The organism is Cupriavidus neocaledonicus (genome assembly GCF_000372525.1).
GTDB lineage: Bacteria > Pseudomonadota > Gammaproteobacteria > Burkholderiales > Burkholderiaceae > Cupriavidus > Cupriavidus neocaledonicus.
Map to the genome: position 1 here is coordinate 21,658 of NZ_AQUR01000087.1, position 19,613 is coordinate 41,270.

13 protein-coding genes are annotated in these 19,613 nt (G+C 69.2%); 8 read left to right on the plus strand and 5 right to left on the minus strand.

All coding sequences use genetic code 11. The features are described from left to right. Positions 1–15 precede the first annotated feature (15 nt). The gene (locus A3AG_RS0109840) at positions 16–240 is read right to left on the minus strand and encodes a hypothetical protein (RefSeq protein WP_010812270.1); all 225 of its coding nucleotides are present in this window, start codon (positions 238–240) and stop codon (positions 16–18) included. Between the two features lie 149 nt (positions 241–389). On the opposite strand from A3AG_RS0109840, the gene ettA reads away from it, so the two are divergent. Then, positions 390–2,057: an energy-dependent translational throttle protein EttA gene (gene ettA / locus A3AG_RS0109845; RefSeq protein ID WP_018005229.1), complete on the plus strand. Its 1,668-nt coding sequence runs from the start codon at positions 390–392 to the stop codon at positions 2,055–2,057. A 121-nt stretch (positions 2,058–2,178) separates the two neighbouring features. Here the strand turns inward: ettA and A3AG_RS0109850 are convergent, their stop codons facing one another. Beyond that, positions 2,179–3,327: a metallophosphoesterase gene (locus A3AG_RS0109850; RefSeq protein ID WP_018005230.1), complete on the minus strand. Its 1,149-nt coding sequence runs from the start codon at positions 3,325–3,327 to the stop codon at positions 2,179–2,181. A 316-nt stretch (positions 3,328–3,643) separates the two neighbouring features. Between A3AG_RS0109850 and A3AG_RS0109855 the strand changes: the two genes are divergently transcribed. The 4 genes from A3AG_RS0109855 to A3AG_RS0109870 all read left to right on the plus strand — a co-directional run bounded on the left by A3AG_RS0109855 (position 3,644) and on the right by A3AG_RS0109870 (position 12,146). Then, the gene (locus tag A3AG_RS0109855; protein ID WP_018005231.1) at positions 3,644–6,052 is read left to right on the plus strand and encodes a carbohydrate-binding protein; all 2,409 of its coding nucleotides are present in this window, start codon (positions 3,644–3,646) and stop codon (positions 6,050–6,052) included. 246 nt (positions 6,053–6,298) lie between these two features. After that, positions 6,299–7,516: an efflux RND transporter periplasmic adaptor subunit gene (locus A3AG_RS0109860; protein WP_018005232.1), complete on the plus strand. Its 1,218-nt coding sequence runs from the start codon at positions 6,299–6,301 to the stop codon at positions 7,514–7,516. Continuing rightward, on the plus strand, positions 7,513–10,701 hold the full coding sequence (locus A3AG_RS0109865) for an efflux RND transporter permease subunit (RefSeq protein WP_018005233.1): 3,189 nt from the start codon (positions 7,513–7,515) through the stop codon (positions 10,699–10,701). Before A3AG_RS0109860 ends, A3AG_RS0109865 begins: the two co-directional genes overlap by 4 nt. Further along, the gene (locus A3AG_RS0109870) at positions 10,698–12,146 is read left to right on the plus strand and encodes an efflux transporter outer membrane subunit (RefSeq protein ID WP_018005234.1); all 1,449 of its coding nucleotides are present in this window, start codon (positions 10,698–10,700) and stop codon (positions 12,144–12,146) included. Before A3AG_RS0109865 ends, A3AG_RS0109870 begins: the two co-directional genes overlap by 4 nt. A 114-nt stretch (positions 12,147–12,260) precedes the next feature. Here the strand turns inward: A3AG_RS0109870 and A3AG_RS0109875 are convergent, their stop codons facing one another. The 3 genes from A3AG_RS0109875 to A3AG_RS0109885 all read right to left on the minus strand — a co-directional run bounded on the left by A3AG_RS0109875 (position 12,261) and on the right by A3AG_RS0109885 (position 15,174). Further along, positions 12,261–13,619: an MATE family efflux transporter gene (locus A3AG_RS0109875; RefSeq protein ID WP_018005235.1), complete on the minus strand. Its 1,359-nt coding sequence runs from the start codon at positions 13,617–13,619 to the stop codon at positions 12,261–12,263. Beyond that, positions 13,612–14,127, minus strand: a complete 516-nt coding sequence (locus tag A3AG_RS0109880; protein ID WP_018005236.1) for a winged helix-turn-helix transcriptional regulator — start codon at positions 14,125–14,127, stop codon at positions 13,612–13,614. Before A3AG_RS0109880 ends, A3AG_RS0109875 begins: the two co-directional genes overlap by 8 nt. A 132-nt stretch (positions 14,128–14,259) precedes the next feature. After that, entirely contained in the window at positions 14,260–15,174 is a 915-nt protein-coding gene (locus A3AG_RS0109885; RefSeq protein WP_018005237.1) for a LysR family transcriptional regulator, read from the minus strand. A gap of 123 nt (positions 15,175–15,297) precedes the next feature. Here A3AG_RS0109885 and A3AG_RS0109890 point away from each other — a divergent pair, with 123 nt between their 5' ends. The 3 genes from A3AG_RS0109890 to A3AG_RS0109900 all read left to right on the plus strand — a co-directional run bounded on the left by A3AG_RS0109890 (position 15,298) and on the right by A3AG_RS0109900 (position 19,450). After that, positions 15,298–16,791, plus strand: a complete 1,494-nt coding sequence (locus tag A3AG_RS0109890) for an acyl-CoA synthetase (RefSeq protein WP_018005238.1) — start codon at positions 15,298–15,300, stop codon at positions 16,789–16,791. 54 nt (positions 16,792–16,845) lie between these two features. Continuing rightward, positions 16,846–17,859: a Bug family tripartite tricarboxylate transporter substrate binding protein gene (locus A3AG_RS0109895; protein ID WP_018005239.1), complete on the plus strand. Its 1,014-nt coding sequence runs from the start codon at positions 16,846–16,848 to the stop codon at positions 17,857–17,859. Positions 17,860–17,962: 103 nt separating this feature from the next. Next, a complete protein-coding gene (locus A3AG_RS0109900) occupies positions 17,963–19,450 on the plus strand; it encodes a chloride channel protein (protein ID WP_018005240.1) in 1,488 nt (495 codons plus the stop codon). Positions 19,451–19,613: the final 163 nt, after the last annotated feature.

Here is a 19,613-nt window from a genome sequence, read left to right on the forward strand (position 1 = left end):
ACCACGGTGGCCGGCTCAGTGGTGGTGGTGATGGTGGTGCATCCAGCTGTTGTCGAGCGAATTGACGAAGGACTCGACCGCGTCCTTGTCGCCGGTGGCGTGGCGCATCATTTCGCCGCACTTGCAGAAACCCTGGTACGGGGTGATGTGCGAGCACGCCGACGTCTTCTGCAGGTACAGCGTGACGGGTTTGGTGCACTTCTTGCACTTGAACTTTAAGGTCAGGGCGGGTTTGCTCATGGCGATGGCTTGAAAAAGCAGCGGAAGGACGAACCCGTGATTGTACCGGCGGGCGCCAAACCTGGCCGGGCCCAGGCTGCGCGCCGCGGCGTGCCTGATACACTCCGCCATTCCCGCACCTATTCCAGCACCATCACTAGCACGCACCCATGGCACAGTACGTTTTCACCATGAACCGCGTGGGCAAGATCGTTCCGCCCAAGCGTCACATCCTGAAGGACATCTCGCTGTCGTTCTTCCCGGGCGCCAAGATCGGCGTGCTCGGCCTGAACGGCTCGGGCAAGTCCACGCTGCTCAAGATCATGGCCGGCCTCGACAAGGAGATCGAGGGCGAGGCCACGCCGATGCCGAACCTGAACATCGGCTACCTGCCGCAGGAGCCGCAGCTCAACCCCGAGCAGACCGTGCGCGAGTCGGTGGAAGAAGCGCTGGGCGGCGTGTTCGAGGCGCGCAAGAAGCTCGATGAAATCTACGCCGCGTACGCCGAGCCGGACGCCGACTTCGACGCGCTCGCCGCCGACCAGGCCAAGTACGAAGCCATCCTGGCCGCCAGCGACGGCAACAACGTCGAACTGCAGCTCGAAATCGCCGCCGACGCGCTGCGCCTGCCGCCGTGGGACGCCAAGATCGAACACCTGTCCGGCGGTGAAAAGCGCCGCGTGGCGCTGTGCCGCCTGCTGCTGTCGCGCCCCGACATGCTGCTGCTCGACGAACCGACCAACCACCTGGATGCCGAATCGGTCGACTGGCTGGAGCAGTTCCTGACGCGCTTCCCCGGCACCGTGGTGGCCGTGACCCACGACCGCTACTTCCTCGACAACGCCGCCGAGTGGATCCTGGAACTGGACCGCGGCCACGGCATCCCCTGGAAGGGCAACTACAGCTCGTGGCTGGACCAGAAGGAAGCGCGCCTGAAGCAGGAAGAAGCCAGCGAGTCGGCGCGCCAGAAGGCGCTGCACAAGGAACTGGAGTGGGTGCGCCAGAACCCCAAGGGCCGCCAGGCCAAGTCCAAGGCGCGCCTGGCCCGCTTCGACGAGCTGAACAGCCAGGAATACCAGAAGCGCAACGAAACCCAGGAAATCTTCATCCCGGTGGGCGAGCGCCTGGGCAATGAAGTGATCGAGTTCGACAACGTCAGCAAGGGCTTCGGCGACCGCATGCTGATCGAGAACCTGAGCTTCAAGGTGCCGCCGGGCGCCATTGTCGGCATCATCGGCCCGAACGGCGCCGGCAAGTCGACCTTCTTCAAGATGCTGACCGGCAAGGAACAGCCGGACAGCGGCGAGATCAAGATCGGGCCGACCGTGAAGATGGCCTTCGTCGACCAGAGCCGCGACGCGCTCGACGGCACCAAGACCGTGTTCGAGGAAATCTCGGGCGGCGCCGACGTGCTCACCGTGGGCCGCTACGAAACCCCGTCGCGCGCCTATATCGGCCGCTTCAACTTCAAGGGCGGCGACCAGCAGAAGCAGGTCGGCACGCTGTCGGGCGGCGAACGCGGCCGCCTGCACATGGCCAAGACGCTGATTGCCGGCGGCAACGTGCTGCTGCTGGACGAACCGTCCAATGACCTCGACGTGGAAACGCTGCGCGCGCTGGAAGACGCGCTGCTGGAGTTCGCCGGCTGCGTGATGGTGATCTCGCACGACCGCTGGTTCCTGGACCGGATCGCCACGCACATCCTGGCGTTCGAGGGCGACTCGCATGTGGAGTTCTTCCCGGGCAACTACCAGGAATACGAGGCCGACAAGAAGAAGCGGCTGGGCGAGGAAGGGGCCAAGCCTAAGCGCATCCGGTACAAGCCGATCGTGCGGTAAAGCACCCGCCGGTAGCGATAAGCACTCCGCTTCAAGCAAAGCAAAAGCCCCGACTCAATAGAGCGGGGCTTTTTGCTGCGCACTGACCGCGCGCAAAGGCTTCGTCTCCTGCGGCAGTGTCCTAGTTGGCTCGCACCAGCCTCACCCGCGTAATCTCCGACGGCGCCCCGAACCGCTTCGGCGGGCCCCAATAGCCGGTACCCCGGCTGATATAGATCCACAGCGATCCATGCCGCACCAGGCCCGCGGTGTACGGCTGCTGCATCGGCACGAACAGGTTCCACGGCCAGAACTGGCCGCCATGGGTATGGCCCGACAGCTGCAGGTCGAAACCGGCTTGCGCCGCCGCGGGCGCGGTGCGTGGCTGGTGCGCCAGCAGCACGCGCACGCCGGCGTCGGCGGGGGCGCCGGCGATGGCGCGCTGCGGGTCGCTGCGGTGGCTTTCGTGGAAGCGGCCGGCGGAGTAGTCGGTGACGCCGCCCAGCACCAGCGCGTCGCCGTCATGCTGCAGCACCACGTGCTCGTTCATCAGCACGCGCACGCCCAGGCGGCGCAGTTCGTCGATCCACGGCTGTGCGCCGGAGTAGTACTCGTGGTTGCCGGTGACAAAGTAGGTGCCGTGGCGCGCCCGCAGCCGGGCCAGCGGCGCGGTGTGCGCTGAGAGTTCGCGCACGGTGCCGTCGACCAGGTCGCCGGTAATGGCGACGGCATCGGCCTGCAGGCTGTTGACGCGATCGACGATGCGGTCCAGGTAGGGCCGCTTGATGGTCGGGCCGACATGGATGTCGCTGATCTGGGCGATGGTGAAGCCGTGCAGCGCCTCCGGCAGGCCGCGCACCGGCACGTCGACTTCGACCACGCGCGCCAGCCGGCGCGCGTTGACGTAACCCGCCAGCGTCACCAGCAAGGCCAGCAGCGGCACCGCCACGGCGCTGCCGGCGGCCAGGCCGGGCGCGCGCCAGCCCAGCAGTTGCCCGGCCAGCCAGGCGGCGGCGAGGGCCACGTCGCGGACCAGTGTCAGCACCAGCAGCGATGAGAAGAATCCCATGGCGAGCATGCCGATCCAGGACACCAGGTCCGACCAGGGCTGGCTGACGCGCCGCGCCAGCAGTCCCGCCGGCAGCAGCGCGCAGGACAGCGCCAGCCAGGCCAGCGCCAGCGCCTTGACCGCCATCGGGACCGGCAGCGCCGGCAGCAGGCGCAGCGCGATATAGCCGTGCAGCAGGGCCGTGATGAACGCCGCGGTCAGGATGGTGGTGCGTGGAGGCATGGGCGGGCCCGGGGTGGAATGTTCAGAGATGAGGCCGCGCCGGGCGGCTTCAAGGGCCGCGGCGGCGCGCGCAGGCCATGCAAGATGCGCACCCGCCGGCCGGCCTGGCTCGCGCTCCGGGGCCGCCCGGTGCAGCAACGCGGCGGTCCGGGCTCGTGCCGCCGATCTGTCTTTTTTCTGGCGGATCCTGAATGTTTTCGAATCAGATTGTTCGTGTCGGCGCGCTACTCTAGATTCGCGCAATGGGCCGCCTGTTGTGCAGCATCCTGCCCGCGCGTGCCGGCAGCCGGCAGGCGGCGCCCTCCCGGAGAAACCCATGTCGTTTCGGATAAAGCAGACCAGCGTGCTGATCGCGGCGGCCTGGCTGGCGCTGGCCCCGCTCGTCGCGCAGGCCGCCACGTCGCCCAGGTCGTCGTCGGTAGCCGCGGGCGCGGCCTCCCTGACCTGGCCGCGCAACTTTGATGCGGCCACCGACCATGTCGAGCTGTACCAGCCCCAGATCGAGACCTGGGAGGGCAACCGCCTGTCCGGGCGCGCCGCGGTGGCGCTGGGCGACAAGGCGGGCGCGCCGACCTACGGCGTGGTCCACTTCTCGGCCACCGGCGATATCGACAAGCCTTCCGGGCTGGTGCAGCTGACCGGCATCACGGTCGACAGCGTCGAGGTGCCGACCCGGCCCGATGCCGCCGACCGCGTGCGCCAGGCGCTGGTGTCGCGCCTGCCGGCCAACGGGCTGACGGTGCCGCTGGACCAGCTTCAGGCCAGCTATGCGGTATCGCAGCAACTGGCGAAAGCCGGCCGCGTCGCGGTGCGCAACGACACGCCGCAGATCCTGTTTGCGACCACGCCCACGCTGCTGGTGCTGGTCGACGGCGAGCCCGCCTGGCGCGCCGTGCCGGGAACGTCGTACGAACGCGCGCTGAACAGCCGCGCACTGCTGCTGCGCGCGCCCGGCGGCGAGCTGTTCCTGAAGGCGGCCGGCTACTGGTATCGCTCGGAGTCCGCCGGCGGCGCGTGGGAGGTCATGACCACCGTGCCCAGGGCGCTCGAGAGTGCGGCCGGCAAGGCCGCGGCCGGCATCAAGCCCGATGCGATGCTGCCCGCAGACGGCAAGCGCCCGGCCCGCGCCCCGGCCATCCTCTTCGCCACGCAGCCGACCGAGTTGGTGGTGACCAGCGGCGCGCCGCAGATGGCGCCGGTCAGCGGGGTCGGCCTGCTGACCATGGCCAACGCCGACCACGCGGTCTTCGTCGATCCGGCCGCCAACCAGTATTACGTGCTGGTCTCGGGGCGCTGGTTCCGCGCGCCGATGCTGACCGGCCCATGGCAGTACGTGCCGGGCAGCCGGCTGCCGGCGGACTTTGCCCGCATCCCGCCCACCGATCCCAAGGCCAATGTGCTGGTCTCTGTGCCGGGCACGCCGCAGGCGCGCGAGGCCGAGATCGCCGCCACCATCCCGCAGACCGCCACGGTGTCGCGCACCAAGGCGGGCCTGACGGTGGCGTATGACGGCGCGCCGCGTTTCGTGCCGATCACCGGCACTTCGCTCAGCTACGCGGTCAATACGGGCACGCCGGTGATCGAGGTCGACGGCAGCCACTACTACGCGGTGGCCAACGGCGTCTGGTTCACCGCGCCGGCGCCCGCCGGCCCGTGGCAGGTCGCGACCGAAGTGCCGTCGGCGATCTATACCATCCCGCCGACTTCGCCGGTGTACTACGTCACCTACGTGCGCATCTACGCGGTCACGCCGCAGACCGTGGTGGTGGGCTACACCCCCGGCTACATGGGCGTGGTGGTGAGCGCCGACGGCACCGTGGTCTACGGCACGGGCTATGTCTATCCGCCCTACGTGGGCGCGGTCTACTACGGCTATCCGGCCACCTATGGCTACGGCGCCGGCTTCGGCATCGGCGTGGCCGAGGGCTTTGCCTTCGGCTTCGCCGCGGGCGCGTTCTGGGGCGCGGCGTCGCCTTACTGGGGCCCGTACTGGTGGGGCGGCCCGTACAACTGGAACTACGTCAACGTGAACCAGGCCAACTTCTACGGCCGCTGGGGCCAGGGCACGGTCACCCACGCGCAGGGCTGGAACGCCTGGACCGGCACCGAATGGCGCGGCACCGCGGGCGCCGGCTACAACCCGGCCACCGGCGCGCGCTACCAGGGCAGCCGCGGCGCCGCGTTCAATCCCTATTCCGGCAACTATGCGGCCGGCCACCAGGGTGCCTTTGCCAACCCGTCGACCGGCCGCGAAGGCGCGGCGCGCGGCGGCGTTGCCGGCAACACCTACACCGGCGACTACGCGGCGGGACGCCAGGTGGCAGGCTACGACGCCCAGACCGGCCGCGTCGGCGCGGCCGAGGCCGGCATTGCCGGCAATACGCAGACCGGCCAGCACACTGCCGGCAGCCGCGGCTTCGTCGCCAACCCGGGCAAGGACAACGCGGTGGTGTGGAACAACGGCAACGTATATGCCGGCCACGATGGCTCCGTGTACCAGCACACCGACAACGGCTGGCAAAAGCACACCCCCGGCGGCTGGGAGCCGGTACAGGCCGGCAACGAGGTCACCGGCCGGCTGGACCAGCAGCGCCAGGCGCGCGAGCTGGGGCAGCAGCGCTTCAGCGGTGTCGCGCAGCAGTGGCAAGGGCGCGGCGGCATGGGTGGAGGATTCGGCGGCCGGGGCCTGCGTGGCGGTGGCTTCCATGGCGGATTCCGGCGCTGATCGTGCTGCGGCGCGCGCTGCGCGCAAACGGTACGGCAGGCGCGGAACAAGGGGGCATGCGCGCGTGACGCGACTCGAAAGGAGTTAATACGCGCGCAAGAAAGATTGAATTGGCGCTGCCTGGGCCCGGCCTTACTCTGCCGGAGTACAGGGTGGGGAACGGTGCACCCGGCGGCCGGGCCGCTGCGGCCCCGGTCGCTTTGGCCGCGCCATGGCAACGCAGTCAATTTCTGGTGGGGGAGTCCCGTGAAAAGCGTGTTCAACTGGCGCGGCGCGCTATGGCTGCTTCCTGTCCTGGCGCTGGCCGGGTGCGGCAAGGAGAAAGCCGCGCCGGCCGCGCCGCCCGTGGCCGAGGTAGGCGTCATGACGGTGGCGCTGCGCGATGTGCCGATCGTCTTCGACTTTGTCGGACAGACGCAGAGCTCGCAGCAGGTGGAGATCCGGGCGCGGGTGAATGGCTTCCTGGACAAGCGCGTCTATACCGAGGGCGCACTGGTCAAGGCCGGCGAGACCCTGTTTCTGATGGATCGCAAGCCATTCGAGGCGACCCTGCAGGCCGCGGAGGCAGAGCTGGCGCAGCAGCAGGCGCGCCTGGTCACGGCCCAGGCAGACCTCAAGCGCGTGCGCCCGCTGGCCGAGCGCAACGCCCTCAGCCAGCGCGACCTCGATGACGCCACCGGCAAGGCCCAGGCCGCGGCTGCCGCGGTGGAAGGGGCACGCGCCAACGTGATCAGTGCGAGGCTCAACCTGGGCTATACGACGATCAAGTCGCCGGTGGCAGGGCTGTCCAGCTTTGCCAAGCGGCAGGCCGGCTCTTATATCGACACCTCCAACAGCCTGCTTACCTATGTGGCCAAGCTGGATCCGATGTGGGTCAATTTCAGCCTGTCCGAGAACGAAGTGCTGAAGATGCGCACCGAGCGCGAATCGGGCGCCATCAAGTTCCCGGAGCAGGATGCGTTCGATGTGGTGGTCGTGCTGGCGGACGGCAAGTCATTCCCCAACCACGGGCGCATCGCCTTTGCCGACGCGTCGTTCAGCGCGGATACCGGCACCTACCTGGTCCGCGCCGAGGTCTCCAACCCGGAAGGCGTGCTGCGGCCCGGCCAGTTCGTGCGCGTGAAGGTACATGGCGCGAAGCGCGCCAAGGCCATCGCCGTGCCCCAGGAAGCGATCGTGCAGACCCAGCGCGGCCAGGCGGTCTGGGTGGTCGGCCCTGACAACAAGGCGCAGCAGCGGGTAGTGGACGTGGGCGAGTGGACCGGCGACAACTGGGTGGTGCGATCCGGGCTGAAGCCGGGTGAACGGGTCGCCGTGAGCGGCACGCTGCGGCTGGCCCCCGGGGTGCCTGTCAAGGCGGTGCAGGCCGGGCCTGGCGCCGCGCCCGCCGCAGCCAGCGGCGTGGCGGCCGCACCCGCGCCGCCGCCGGCGTCCGGCGTCGCCACGGCGGGAGGCAAGCCATGAAGCTTGCCCATTTTTTTATTGACCGCCCGATCTTTGCGTCGGTCGTCTCCATTGTCATCACCGTGGGCGGGCTGGTGGCGCTGACCAAGCTGCCGATCGCCCAGTTCCCGGACATCACGCCGCCGTCGATCACCGTCACCACCAGGTACCCGGGCGCCAGCGCGGAAGTGGTGGCGCAGAACGTCGCCGCGCCGATCGAGCAGCAGGTCAACGGCGCGGACCGGATGATGTACATGAACTCGACCAGTTCATCGACGGGCGACCTGACGCTGACGACTTACTTCGAGATCGGCACCGATCCGGAGCTGGCGCAGGTCGACGTGCAGAACCGCGTCAACCTGGCGCTGCCCACGCTGCCGGAGGCCGTGACCTCGCAGGGCGTGTCGGTGCAGAAGCGTTCGTCGGCGTTCATGATGGTGATCGCCATCTACTCGCCGGACGCCAGCTACGACCAGACCTTTGTCGGCAACTACGCCAACATCTACGTGCTGGATGCGCTCAAGCGCATTCCGGGCGCCAACCAGTCCTCCATCTTCGGCAGTCCGGACTACGCCATGCGCATCTGGCTGAAGCCGGACCGCATGGCGTCGCTGGGCATCACCACCGAGGATGTGAAGAACGCGGTGGCCAACCAGAACCAGCAGTTCTCGGCCGGCCGCATCGGCCAGTCACCCACCGACGGCGCTGTCCAGCTGACCTTTCCGATCGCCACCAAAGGCCGCATGACAGAGCCGGCCGAGTTCGACAACATGATCCTGCGCGCGCAGTCCGGCGACGTCGCGCTGGTGCGCCTCAAGGACATCGGGCACGCCGAACTTGGCTCCAAGGACTACTCGCTGCGCAGCCGCTACAAGGGCAAGACGGCCACGCTGATGGCGGTCTACCAGCAGCCGGGCGCCAACGCGCTGGATGTTTCCAGGCAGGTGCGCGCCACGCTGGCGGAACTGAAGAAGAGTTTCCCGCCCGGGCTGGAATACGACATCGCGCTGGACACCACCACCTTCGTGCAGGAGTCGATCGACGAGGTGGTGCATACGCTGCGCGACGCCGTGATCCTGGTGATCCTGGTGGTCTACCTGTTCCTGCAGAGTTTTCGCGCCACGCTGGTGCCGATCCTTGCCGTGCCGGTGTCGATTATCGGCGCCTTTGTCGGCATGAGCGCATTCGGCTTCTCGGTGAACATGCTGACCTTGTTTGGCATGGTGTTAGCGATCGGCATCGTCGTGGACGATGCCATCGTGGTGATCGAGAACGTCGAGCGCAACATGGTCGAGTTCAAGCTGCCACCCAAGGAGGCTGCCAAGAAGGCCATGGACGAGGTCAGCGGCCCGGTGGTCGCGATCGTGCTGGTGCTGCTGGCCGTGTTCATTCCCGTGGCCTTCCTGTCCGGCATTACCGGCCAGCTCTACAAGCAGTTCGCCATCACGATCGCGGTGTCGGTGGTGCTCTCGGGCGTGGTGGCGCTGACGCTGTCGCCGGCGCTGGCGGCCATCCTGCTCAAGCCCGGCGAACACAAGAAGAACCGCTTCTTCACCTGGTTCAACGATTCCTTCGACCGGCTGGTGGCCGGCTATGACAGGTCGCTGCAGGTGGTCGTCAAGCGTACCGCGATGTCGATTGCGATCATCCTTGCGATGGTCGCCGTCAGCGTGCTGATGTTCATGCGTATTCCGGGATCGTTCCTGCCGGTGGAGGACCAGGGCTACCTGTTCGGGGCCGTGGTGATGCCGGATGCCGCCAGCCTGGACCGCACCGGCAACCTGTCGTCGCGCGCGGAAACATGGCTGGCCAGGCAGCCCGGCGTGTCCTCGGTGGCAACGGTGGATGGCTACAGCCTGATCGACTCCCAGAACAAGGCCAATGCGGGCACCCTGTTCGTCACGCTCAAGGGCTTCGATGAGCGCGGCGAGGGCGAGAGCGCCGAGGACCTGATCCTCAAGGCCAAGAAAGAGTTCTCCACATACCAGGACGGCGCGGTCATTCCCATCAACCCGCCTTCGATCCCGGGCCTGGGGACCACGGGCGGCTTCGAGTTCTGGCTGCAGAGCACGGCGGACGGTACCTACCAGCAGCTCGAGGAGAAGGTGCACCAGTTTATTGCCAGGGCGCGCCAGCGGCCGGAGCTGACGGGCGTCAACTCCACCATCAATTCGCGCTCGCGCCAGTTCATGGTGGAGGTAGACCGGGAGCGCTCGGAAACGCAGGGTGTGCCGGTCGAGGCGGTGTACTCCGCGCTGCAGACCATGTTCGGTTCGCTGTACGTAAGCCAGTTCCCGAAGAACAGCCGGCTGTTCCAGGTGATCCTGCAGGCCGAGCCCAAGTACCGCTCGCGTCCCGAAGACCTCGACAATGTCTATGTGCGCAACCACAAGGGCGAGATGGTGCCGATCAAGGCGGTGACCACCACGAAGTACGTCCCGGGCGCCGACATCGTCACGCGCTTCAACAACTTCCCCGCGGCCAAGATCATGGGCGACGCCGCGCCGGGCTACAGCTCGGGGCAGGCCATCGCGGCCATGGAGGAAACCGCGCAGGAGGTGCTCGGCATCGGCTACGCCTATTCCTGGAGCGGGCAGGCCTATGAGGAAAAAACCGCTGGCTCCACGGCGGTCTATGTCTTCGCCTTTGCCTTGCTGATGGTGTTCCTGATCCTGGCGGCGCAGTACGAGAAATGGTCGTTGCCGCTCGGCGTGCTGCTGGCGGTGCCGTTCGCCCTGTTTGGCGCCTTGCTCGCCATCCTGATGCGCGGCATGCTCAACGATGTCTATTTCCAGATCGGCCTGACCGTGCTGATCGCGCTGGCGGCCAAGAATGCCATCCTGATCTTCGAGTTCGCCGTGGAAATGCGGCAGAAGGAGGGCCTCAGCGCCTATGACGCGGCCATTCACGCCGCCAAGCTGCGCCTGCGGCCGATCATCATGACCTCGCTGGCCTTTATCCTGGGCTGCGTGCCGCTCGCCATCGCCAGCGGCGCCTCGGCGGCGAGCCGGCAATCGCTGGGCACGGGCGTGATCGGCGGCATGCTCGGCGCCACGGTGATTGCGCTGTTCTTTATCCCGATGTTCTTCTGGGGGCTGGAGGTGCTGGCCGAGCGCAAGCCCCGGGAAAAGGCGGCGGGCGGTGCGGCGCCGACCGCGGGCGACGGCTCGCCCCAGGCCAGGCCATCGGCCGGAGAACCATCATGAGCGCGCGTGCCTGGTTGCTGGGAGCCTGCGCGGTGGCCGCGCTGGGCGGCTGCGCCATCGGCCCTGATTACCAGCGGCCGGCGACGCCGGAAGTGGCCCAGTACCGCATCGACACCGGCCCGCTGGCGATAGCCGCCGACAGCGACTGGTGGAACCAGTTCAACGATCCGGTGCTCACCGCGCTGGTGGACGAGGCGCTTGCCAGCAACTTTGACGTGCGCATTGCGGCGGCGCGCATCGACGAATTCCGCGGCCAGCTGATGGTGGCGCGCTCGGGCTTCTTTCCGCAGCTGAACCTGTCGGCGTCGGCCGCGCGCCAGCGCCTGGGCACGTTCAACGGCACGCCCTTCGCCGGGCTCGACAGCCCGCGCAACGCCTACCAGCTGCTGGCCAACGCGAGCTGGGAACTGGACCTGTGGGGACGCATCCGCCGCCAGGCCGAGGCGGCCGAGGCCGGCCTGTGGAACGCGGAATACGCCCGCCGCGGCGTGGTGCTGTCGCTGGCGGCGTCGGTGGTCCAGGGCTATGCGACGTTGCGGGGGCTCGATGCGCAACTCGATATCGCAAAGCAGACCCTGGCTTCGCGCGGCGACGGGCTGGACATTTTCAGGCAGCGGTACGAGGGCGGTGTCATTTCCCAGATGGAACTGGCGCAGGCGGAGAACGATTTCTACGTGGCCGAGGCCACCATCCCGCCGCTGCGCACCGCCATTGCGCAGACCGAGAACGCACTGTCCGTGCTGCTGGGGCGCGAGCCCGGGCCGGTCGAACGCGGCAAGGCGGTGACAGCCTTGCAGGCGCCGTCCATCGGCGCCGACATGCCCGCCGCGCTGCTGTCGCGGCGTCCGGACGTGCTGCAGGCCGAGCAGTCGGCCATCGCGGCAAACGCGCAACTTGGCGCGGCGCAGGCACTGTACCTGCCGGCGGTCAACCTGAGCGGCTTGTTCGGCGCCATCGCCAGCACGCCAGGAGCGCTGTGGCACAGCGCCTCGCAGGTGTGGGGGTTTGGCGCCGGCCTGGCCCAGCCGATCTTCCAGGGCGGCGCCATCCGCGGGCAGGTGCAGACGTCATCGGCGCAGCGCGACCAGGCCATGCTGGCCTATCAGCGCACGGTGCTGGAGGCACTGGCCGACGTCAACACCGCGCTGGCCAACGGCACCGAGACGCGCACCCGCCTTGGCAGCCTGCGCGAGCAGGAAAAGAGCCTGACCATCTATGCGGACCAGGCCTTCGCGCGCTATGAGGGGGGCTATTCGAGCTACCTTGAAGTGACCAATGCCCGCGAGAAGCTGTTCAACGCACAACTGGCGGTGATCCAGGGCCAGGTGGACACGCTGACCAGCACCGCGGCGCTGTACAAGTCGCTGGGCGGCGGCTGGCCGTCGGTGCCGCAGGCTGTGCGCGAGGCGGGCATGCAGGGGGATGCGAAGGTGTTGGCAAGGTAGGAATAGCCTCCTGCCTGTACGTGCCTCTGTCGCCGGAACTCGCCAACCACCCGCGTACATGCTCCCTCTCCCGTGAAGCGGGAGAGGGAAGCAAACCAGCGGTCGTCGAGCGCATTACCGCGCCGACCATTCCCCCGGCCTCACCCCCAGCGCCGTGACCACGCCATAGGCCGTGATCCCCAGCGCCACGCCCAGGAAATGCCCGTCCAGGCCCATGCCGAACACATTGGCCAGCAGCCAGCCGCCGCCGGCGGCCAGCGCGATCCGGCATAGCCCGGCCGCCACCGGCCAGCGCATGCGGCCCGCGCCCATCGAGGCGAAGTACAGCGCCATGCCGAGCCCGAAGCCGCCAAATGCCGGCCCGACCCATGACAGCGCGCGCGCGGCGATGGCGATCACTTCCGGATCATGGGTGAACAGGCTGGCAAAGCGCACCGGCGCCAGGCCGACGGCGGCGCCCGCGGTGCCGGCGATGGCCAGCGCCAGCAGCGCGCCCACCCATGCCGTGCGCCGCGCCGTCTGCCAGTCGCCCGCGCCCACCGCGCGGCCGACCAGCGCCGTCAGCGCCGAGCCCACGCCGAACGCAAGCGGGATCATCAGGAATTCCAGCCGCGCCGAAATGCCGTAGGCCGCCACCGCGGCGGTACCATGGTGGCGCAGCTGCGCGGTGACCAGGATAGTGGTCAGGTTAGCCACCGAGGCCAGCGCGCACGCCACCAGTCCCACCGACAGGATGCGCGCGAACAGCGGCCACGACAGCCGCACCCGCAGCACCGGCACGAAGCCCGCGCCGCCGCGCGCCACCACGATCGCCATCGCCAGCGCCGCGGCCCACGACACCGCCGCCAGCGCCGCGCCGATGCCGGCCAGGCCCATGCCGGCGGGCTCGGCCAGCAGCCACGACAGCGCCGGGAACGCGATCCACATCAGCGCCAGCACGCGCGCCGCCAGTGCATGGCGGCCGCCGCCGCGCAGCACCGACGCCAGCGTGTTGGCCAGCCAGGCCGGGATCGCGCCCGCGCCGAACAGCCAGATCGCATAGGTGGCGGCCGCTTCGGCGGCGGTGGCGCCGGCCACCGCGCCCAGCACCGCGCGCGGGAACCCGGCCAGCGCCACGGCGAACGCCAGGCCGGCGATCACGGCGATCCACAGCGCATGCATCACCAGCGCCGAGGCATCGTCACGCTTGTTGGCGCCCAGCGCGCGCGCGATGGCCGCGACCACGCCGCCGCCCATGGCCCCGGTGGACATCTGCTGCAGCAGCAGCGCGAACGGCAGCACCACGGCCCAGCCGGCCAGCGCCGCGGTGCCCTGGCGCGCCGCCAGCCAGGTTTCGATCAGCTGCGCCACCGCCTGCAGCAGGGCAATCAGCGCGGTGGGCCCGGCCAGCTTGCCGATGCGGCGGGCGAGTTCGATGGCCGGCACCGCATCGGCGGGCAGGGTGCCGGCAGGCAAGGCGCGCGTGTCAGTCATGGCCGCGCTCCGGCCCGGCCGCGACGGCCTCGTTGTCGCCGAAGCGCTGGCGCAGGAAGCGGCCGGCGCCCGGGCCCGGCAGCACCCGCACATCGTCCAGCGTGATCGCGCTGCCGTCGGCGCGCGTCAAGGTCGGCTGGGCGATCTCGGTGCCGGTGCGGCGGTCCTGCAGCAGTGTCAGCGGTCCCTTGTCGTCGGTCATCCAGCGGTCGGCCCACGCCTTGAGCGCGACGTAGGCCGGAAAGAAGTCGCGGCCCTTGTCGGTCAGCTGGTAGACATGGCGCGCGCCGCCCTCGGGCATGACGCGCGCCAGCAGCCCGTGCGCCACCAGCGTCTTCAGGCGCGCGCTGAGGATGTTGGGCGCGATGCCCAGGTTGCGTTCGAATTCGTCGAAGCGGGTGCTGCCGTAGAAGGCCTCGCGCAGCACGAGGATGGCCCAGCGTTCGCCCAGCACGGCCATCGAGCGGGCCACGGGGCAGGGCATCGCGGTGAAATCGGTAGGGGGCATGGTCTCCGCCGTTGTGTGCTGCTTGCTTTCATTTTGCAAGCTGGCTGCAGCATAGCTTGCAAACAGAAAGTCTGCAGGCGGGCCGCTTCCATGGCCTGTCAAAAGCGTGCGTTCACCGGCCAGCGGTGCCTGCTACTTCACCGCATCGCGGAATACCTCGAGCTTCTCCAGTTCCTCGCGCAGGAAGCCGATCAGCGCGCGCGTGGCCATCGACGGATGCAGGTTGGGCGTGGTGATGATGAAGAGCTTGTTGCCCAGCCCCTCCGGGCGCCAGTCCGGCAGCACCGGCACCAGGTGGCCGGCGCGCACCTCTTCCCAGCCGATATAGACCGGCAGCATGCCGATGCCATGGCCTTCGCGCACGGCGCGCGCCAGGAACAGGAAGTGCTCGGACTGCAGCGTGGGCGTCAGCGCCACGTCCACGCGCTGGCCGTCGCGGTACAGCGACAGCGGGAACTGGCGGGGCGGGTAGGGCGGGCACAGGAAGCTGCAGCCGGCCAGGTCCGGCGGCAGCTGTATCGGCGCAATGCTGGCGAGGTATTGCGGCGATGCATACAGTTGCCAGCGGATATCGCAGATTTCACGCGCGACATGGTCCAGCGGTGGCGCCGAGGTGACCTTCAGCGCCACGTCGATCTCGGCCGCGATCAGGTCGTTGACGCGGTTGGCGAAGAACACGCGCAGGGTGATGCCCGGATGCTTGTGCGCGAACTGCAGCAGCAGCGGCGCGATATAGGCGTCGCCCAGCCCGGTGGGCACGCTGACCCGCACATGGCCGCGCAGGGTCTTGCCCAGGCTGTCGATCTCGGCCTGCGCCGACGCCACTTCCTGCAGGATGCGCACGCCGTGCTGGTACAGCGCATGGCCGGGTTCGGTCAGCTCGAGCCGGCGCGTGGTCCGGCGCAGCAACTGCGCGCCGGCCTGGTGTTCCAGCTCGCGCAGCTGGCGGCTGACCTGCGAGCGCGTGACGCCGCGCCGGCGTCCGGCTTCGGCGAGGTTGCCGGCATCGACGATGTCGACGAAGGCCTGGATCAGGTTGAGGTCCATCGGGGATTGCCTGCAGCATTGTCACGTCTGGCGCAACATTGTGATTCCACCGGGCCTGATTGTCGATGCCCGGCTACGCCGATACAGTGGTCGGCTGACAAAACCCGAGCATGGAGACAGCGGATGGCCACGGACCTTTGGTATCAAGACATGCACCGCAGCGGCGAGGAGTTGCTGGCGCGCGGCGCGCGCGTGGCCGGCGGCCTGCGCGCGCTGGGCGTGCAGGAGGGCGACGTGATCGCGGTGCTGCTGCGCAACGATCCGGTGTATGCCGACGTGGTTCATGCCTGCCGCATCGCCGGCTGCTACTACTGCCCCATCAACTGGCACTTCACCGCCGACGAAGTGCGCTTCCTGCTGAGCGACAGCGGCGCCAGGGTGCTTCTCGTGCAGGATGACCTGCTGCCCGCCGTGCGCGACGCGATCCCGGCCGGCATGCCGGTGCTGTCGGTGGGCGGTCCCGCCGATGGCGCGATGGCGTATGAAGCCTGGCTCGCGCAGCAGCCCGCCTACGACGGCCCGCGCGTGGCGCCGCGCGGCCACATGGCGTACACCTCCGGCACCACCGGCCGGCCCAAGGGCGTGGTGCGCCAGGCGTTGCCGCTGGACCGGCTCGAGCAACAGCTTGCGCGCATGCGCTCGGTGGTGCGGCAGACCTATGGCCTCGAGCCGGGCTGCCGCGCGCTGATGTCGGCGCCGCTGTACCACAGCGCGCCTGGCTCGTTTATCCAGAACGCGCTGCAGATGGCCGAGCGCCTGGTGCTGACGCCGCGCTTCGACGCCGAGCAGGTGCTGGCGCTGGTGGAGAAGCACCGCATCGACGTGCTCTACCTGGTGCCGATCATGTACGTGCGCCTGCTCAAGCTGCCGCCCGAGGTGCGCGCCAGATACGACTTGTCTTCGATCCGCTTCGTCGCCTCGACCGGGTCGCCGTGCGCGCCAGAGGTCAAGCGCGCGATGCTGGAGTGGCTGGGTCCGGTGATCCATGAAACCTATGCCTCCAGCGAAGCCGGCATGATTACCGTGGCCACGCCCGCCGATGCCGCCGCGCGCCCGGGCACCGCCGGCAGGCCGGTCGACGACGCGCAGCTGCGCATTCTCGACGAGCACGGCCGCGAGTGCGCGCCGGGCGAGATCGGCCTGGTCTACGTACGCCAGCCCGCATACGCCGACTTCACCTACCGCAACAATGAGGCCGCGCGCGCCGCGATCGACCGCGACGGCCTGGTGACGCTGGGCGACATGGGCTATGTCGACGCCGACGGCTACCTGTTCATCTGCGATCGCGCCTCGGACATGGTGATCTCGGGCGGCGTCAACATCTACCCGGCCGAGATCGAGCACGAACTGGTGCGCTACCCCGGCGTGGCCGATTGCGTGGTGTTCGGCATTCCCGACGCCGAATACGGCGAGCGCCTGCTGGCCATGGTGCAGCCGGTGCCGGGCGCCGAGCTGCGCGAGGCCGAGGTGATCGACTGGCTGCGCCAGCGGCTGTCGGGCTTCAAGGTGCCGCGCAGCATCGTGGTCGAGGCGCAGCTGCCGCGCGATGAAACCGGCAAGCTGGCCAAGCGCCGGCTGCGCGACCGATACTGGGAAGGCCGCCAGCGCCGCGTCTGAGCGCACCGGTGGGACTGCACCAGGCACAAGCCGATAACGACAGAAGGAGACGCGATGCAGAACAAACCGACCAAGACCACCGGACGCAAGCCACGCCGCGCCTGGCTTGCCGCGCTCGCCGGCGCCGGGTGCGCGCTGGCAATCTGGGGCGGCGCCGCGCACGCGGCCTATCCTGATCGCCCGCTCAAGCTGGTGGTGCCGTACACGCCGGGCGGCTCGACCGACCAGTTCGGCCGCGCGCTGGCCGATGGCATGTCGCGCCAGCTGGGCCAGACCGTGGTGGTGGAAAACCGCCCCGGCGCGGCCACCATGATCGGCACCGCCAGCGTCGCGCGCGCGCCGGCCGACGGCTACACCATGGTGCTGGCGACCAACGGCAGCATGGTGCTGAACCCGATGCTGTACAAAAAGATCCAGTACGATCCGCCCAAGGATTTCCGCATCTTCAGCATCGGCGCCGAGGCGCCGCTGGTGGTGGTCACCAACACCCGCGTGCCGGCCGGCAATATCCGCGAATTCGCCGCCTACGCCAAGGCCGAGGGCGGCAAGCTCAACTATGCCTCGGTGGGTTTGGGCAACGCGCTGCAGCTGGCCACCGAGATGCTCAAGACCGAACTGGGCATCGGCGTCACCCATGTGCCGTACAACGGCAGCGCGCCGGCGCTGGCGGCGCTGCTGGCCAATGACGTGCAGCTGATGGTGGATGTGGTCAGCACCTCGCTGCCGCATATCAAGGCGGGCAAGCTCAAGGCGCTGGCGGTGACCGGGCGCAGCCGGCTGGATGTACTGCCGAACGTGCCGACCGTGGCCGAGAGCGGCTATCCCAACTTCCAGGCCGCCACCTGGTTCGGCCTGGCCGTGCCCGCGCAGACGCCGCCCGAAGCCGTGGCCAGGCTGCAGGCCGCCGCCGACCACGTGCTGAAGGACCCGCAGTTCCGCGCCACCTTCAGCGCCCTCGGGCTGCTGGTGCAGCCGCCGCGCACGCAGGCCGAAATCGACCGCTATCTCGAGGCCGACCGCGCGCACTGGGGCAAGGTGATCAAGGCGAACAACATCTCGCTGGACTGACGCGTCGGGCGGGCGCGCAGGGAGCGGCGGGCGATGGGCGTATAGTTTCAGCTCATCACGGCGGCGGGGCGCGCCCCGCCGGATGCCTGCGCCCGCCCCAGCCATGACCGATCGCGACCCCAACGATCCCAAGCCTGCCTCTTCGTCTGCCACTCCCGGCGCCAGCCCGGACTCCCGGGCGCAACCCGATAACGGCGCGGCGCCGCCCGATCCCCGCCTGCTGAACCAGATCAGCCGCCGCGCGCGCGTGGCGGCGTGGCGCAAGTCGCGCCAGGCCGGGCGCATCTCGCGCACCACGCTGCGTTATGCCGTGTTCATGTTCGGCGCGGGCTGCGTCGGGCTGTTCTCGCTGGTGTTCGCGTGGATCGCCGAGGTCGCACTGCACTGGAACCGCCAGCTGACCCAGGCCACGCCGTGGCTGGCGTTCGTGATGCTGCCGTTCGGGCTGGCCGCGCTGCGCTGGCTGACCATCCGCCTGGCGCCGCAGGCGCGCGGCAGTGGCATCCCGCAGGTGATCGCGGCGGTCACGTTGCCGCCATCGGGCCCGGCGCAGACGCTGCTGGTGTCGTTGCGCCAGGCGATGTGGAAGGTGGTGCTGACCGCCGCGGCGCTGCTGGCCGGTGCCTCGGTCGGGCGCGAGGGCCCGTCGGTGCAGGTGGGCGCGGCGGCGATGCTGGCCTGGGGCCGCTGGTGCCAGGAGAAGCTGCGCTTTCGCATCGGCTTCCATCCCAATGCGCTGATTGCCGCCGGCGCGGCCGGCGGGCTGGCGGCGGCGTTCAACACGCCGCTGGCCGGGGTGGTGTTCGCCATCGAGGAACTGGGGCGCGGCACCGCGGTGCGCTGGGACCGCCTGGTGCTGTCGGGCGTGCTGACCGCGGGTTTCCTGTCGCTGGCAGTGCTGGGCAACAACCCGTATTTCGTGGTCAAGGTGCCGATGCTCGGCCTGCATGAGGCCTGGGGCCCGGTGCTGCTGTGCGCGCTGGTCACCGGCGTGCTGGGCGGCGTGTTCGCCAAGGCGCTCAAGGGCGGCGTGCCGGCGCTGCTGCCGGCCGCGTGGCGCGACTGGCCGGGGCGGCATCCGGTGTGGACCGCGTTCGGCTGCGGGCTGGTGGTGGCGATCATCGGCTGGGCCACCGCGGGCGCGACCTTCGGCACCGGCTATGAACAGGCGGCGGCGCTGATCAACGGCGAATCGCATGCCACGCTGTGGTTCGGCCTGGCCAAGCTGGCGGCGACGGTGGTGTCGTACTTCGCCGGCATCCCGGGCGGGATCTTCACGCCCGCGCTGGCGATCGGCGCGGGCATCGGCGAGAACGTCGCGCATTTCGTCAGCGGCATGGCCGAACCGCGGGTGCTGGCGCTGGTGTCGATGGCGGCGTTCCTGGCGGCCGCCACGCAGGCGCCGATCACCGCCAGCGTGATCGTGATGGAAATGACGCGCACGCAGGACCTGACGGTGTTCCTGCTGGCGGCGTCATTGCTGGCGTCGTTCATCTCGCGGCAGTTCTCGCCGCACCCGTTCTACCACCAGGTCGGCCACACCTTCCGGCGCGAGGCCCTGGCGCTGACGCGCAAGGCGCCGGCAGGCTGATGCCGGCGCGGCGCGCAAGTGCCGGCGGCGCCGGCGCCATCGGGTAAGCTAGCGCACGCCCCTTGTCGTGCGCGTGCCGGAAGTGAATCGTTCGCCACGATCTCGCGCCGCGCAGGAACAACCCGGCCCGGGGCGGGCTCCAACCCGGAGCCTTTCACCAGGA

What these genes read in the sequence shown, in the direction of transcription:
- A3AG_RS0109840 (WP_010812270.1), bottom strand. Translation starts at nt 240, where the DNA reads ATGAGCAAACCCGCCCTGACCTTAAAGTTCAAGTGCAAGAAGTGCACC.
- ettA (WP_018005229.1), top strand. Translation starts at nt 390, where the DNA reads ATGGCACAGTACGTTTTCACCATGAACCGCGTGGGCAAGATCGTTCCG.
- A3AG_RS0109850 (WP_018005230.1), bottom strand. Translation starts at nt 3,327, where the DNA reads ATGCCTCCACGCACCACCATCCTGACCGCGGCGTTCATCACGGCCCTG.
- A3AG_RS0109855 (WP_018005231.1), top strand. Translation starts at nt 3,644, where the DNA reads ATGTCGTTTCGGATAAAGCAGACCAGCGTGCTGATCGCGGCGGCCTGG.
- A3AG_RS0109865 (WP_018005233.1), top strand. Translation starts at nt 7,513, where the DNA reads ATGAAGCTTGCCCATTTTTTTATTGACCGCCCGATCTTTGCGTCGGTC.
- A3AG_RS0109870 (WP_018005234.1), top strand. Translation starts at nt 10,698, where the DNA reads ATGAGCGCGCGTGCCTGGTTGCTGGGAGCCTGCGCGGTGGCCGCGCTG.
- A3AG_RS0109875 (WP_018005235.1), bottom strand. Translation starts at nt 13,619, where the DNA reads ATGACTGACACGCGCGCCTTGCCTGCCGGCACCCTGCCCGCCGATGCG.
- A3AG_RS0109880 (WP_018005236.1), bottom strand. Translation starts at nt 14,127, where the DNA reads ATGCCCCCTACCGATTTCACCGCGATGCCCTGCCCCGTGGCCCGCTCG.
- A3AG_RS0109885 (WP_018005237.1), bottom strand. Translation starts at nt 15,174, where the DNA reads ATGGACCTCAACCTGATCCAGGCCTTCGTCGACATCGTCGATGCCGGC.
- A3AG_RS0109890 (WP_018005238.1), top strand. Translation starts at nt 15,298, where the DNA reads ATGGCCACGGACCTTTGGTATCAAGACATGCACCGCAGCGGCGAGGAG.
- A3AG_RS0109895 (WP_018005239.1), top strand. Translation starts at nt 16,846, where the DNA reads ATGCAGAACAAACCGACCAAGACCACCGGACGCAAGCCACGCCGCGCC.
- A3AG_RS0109900 (WP_018005240.1), top strand. Translation starts at nt 17,963, where the DNA reads ATGACCGATCGCGACCCCAACGATCCCAAGCCTGCCTCTTCGTCTGCC.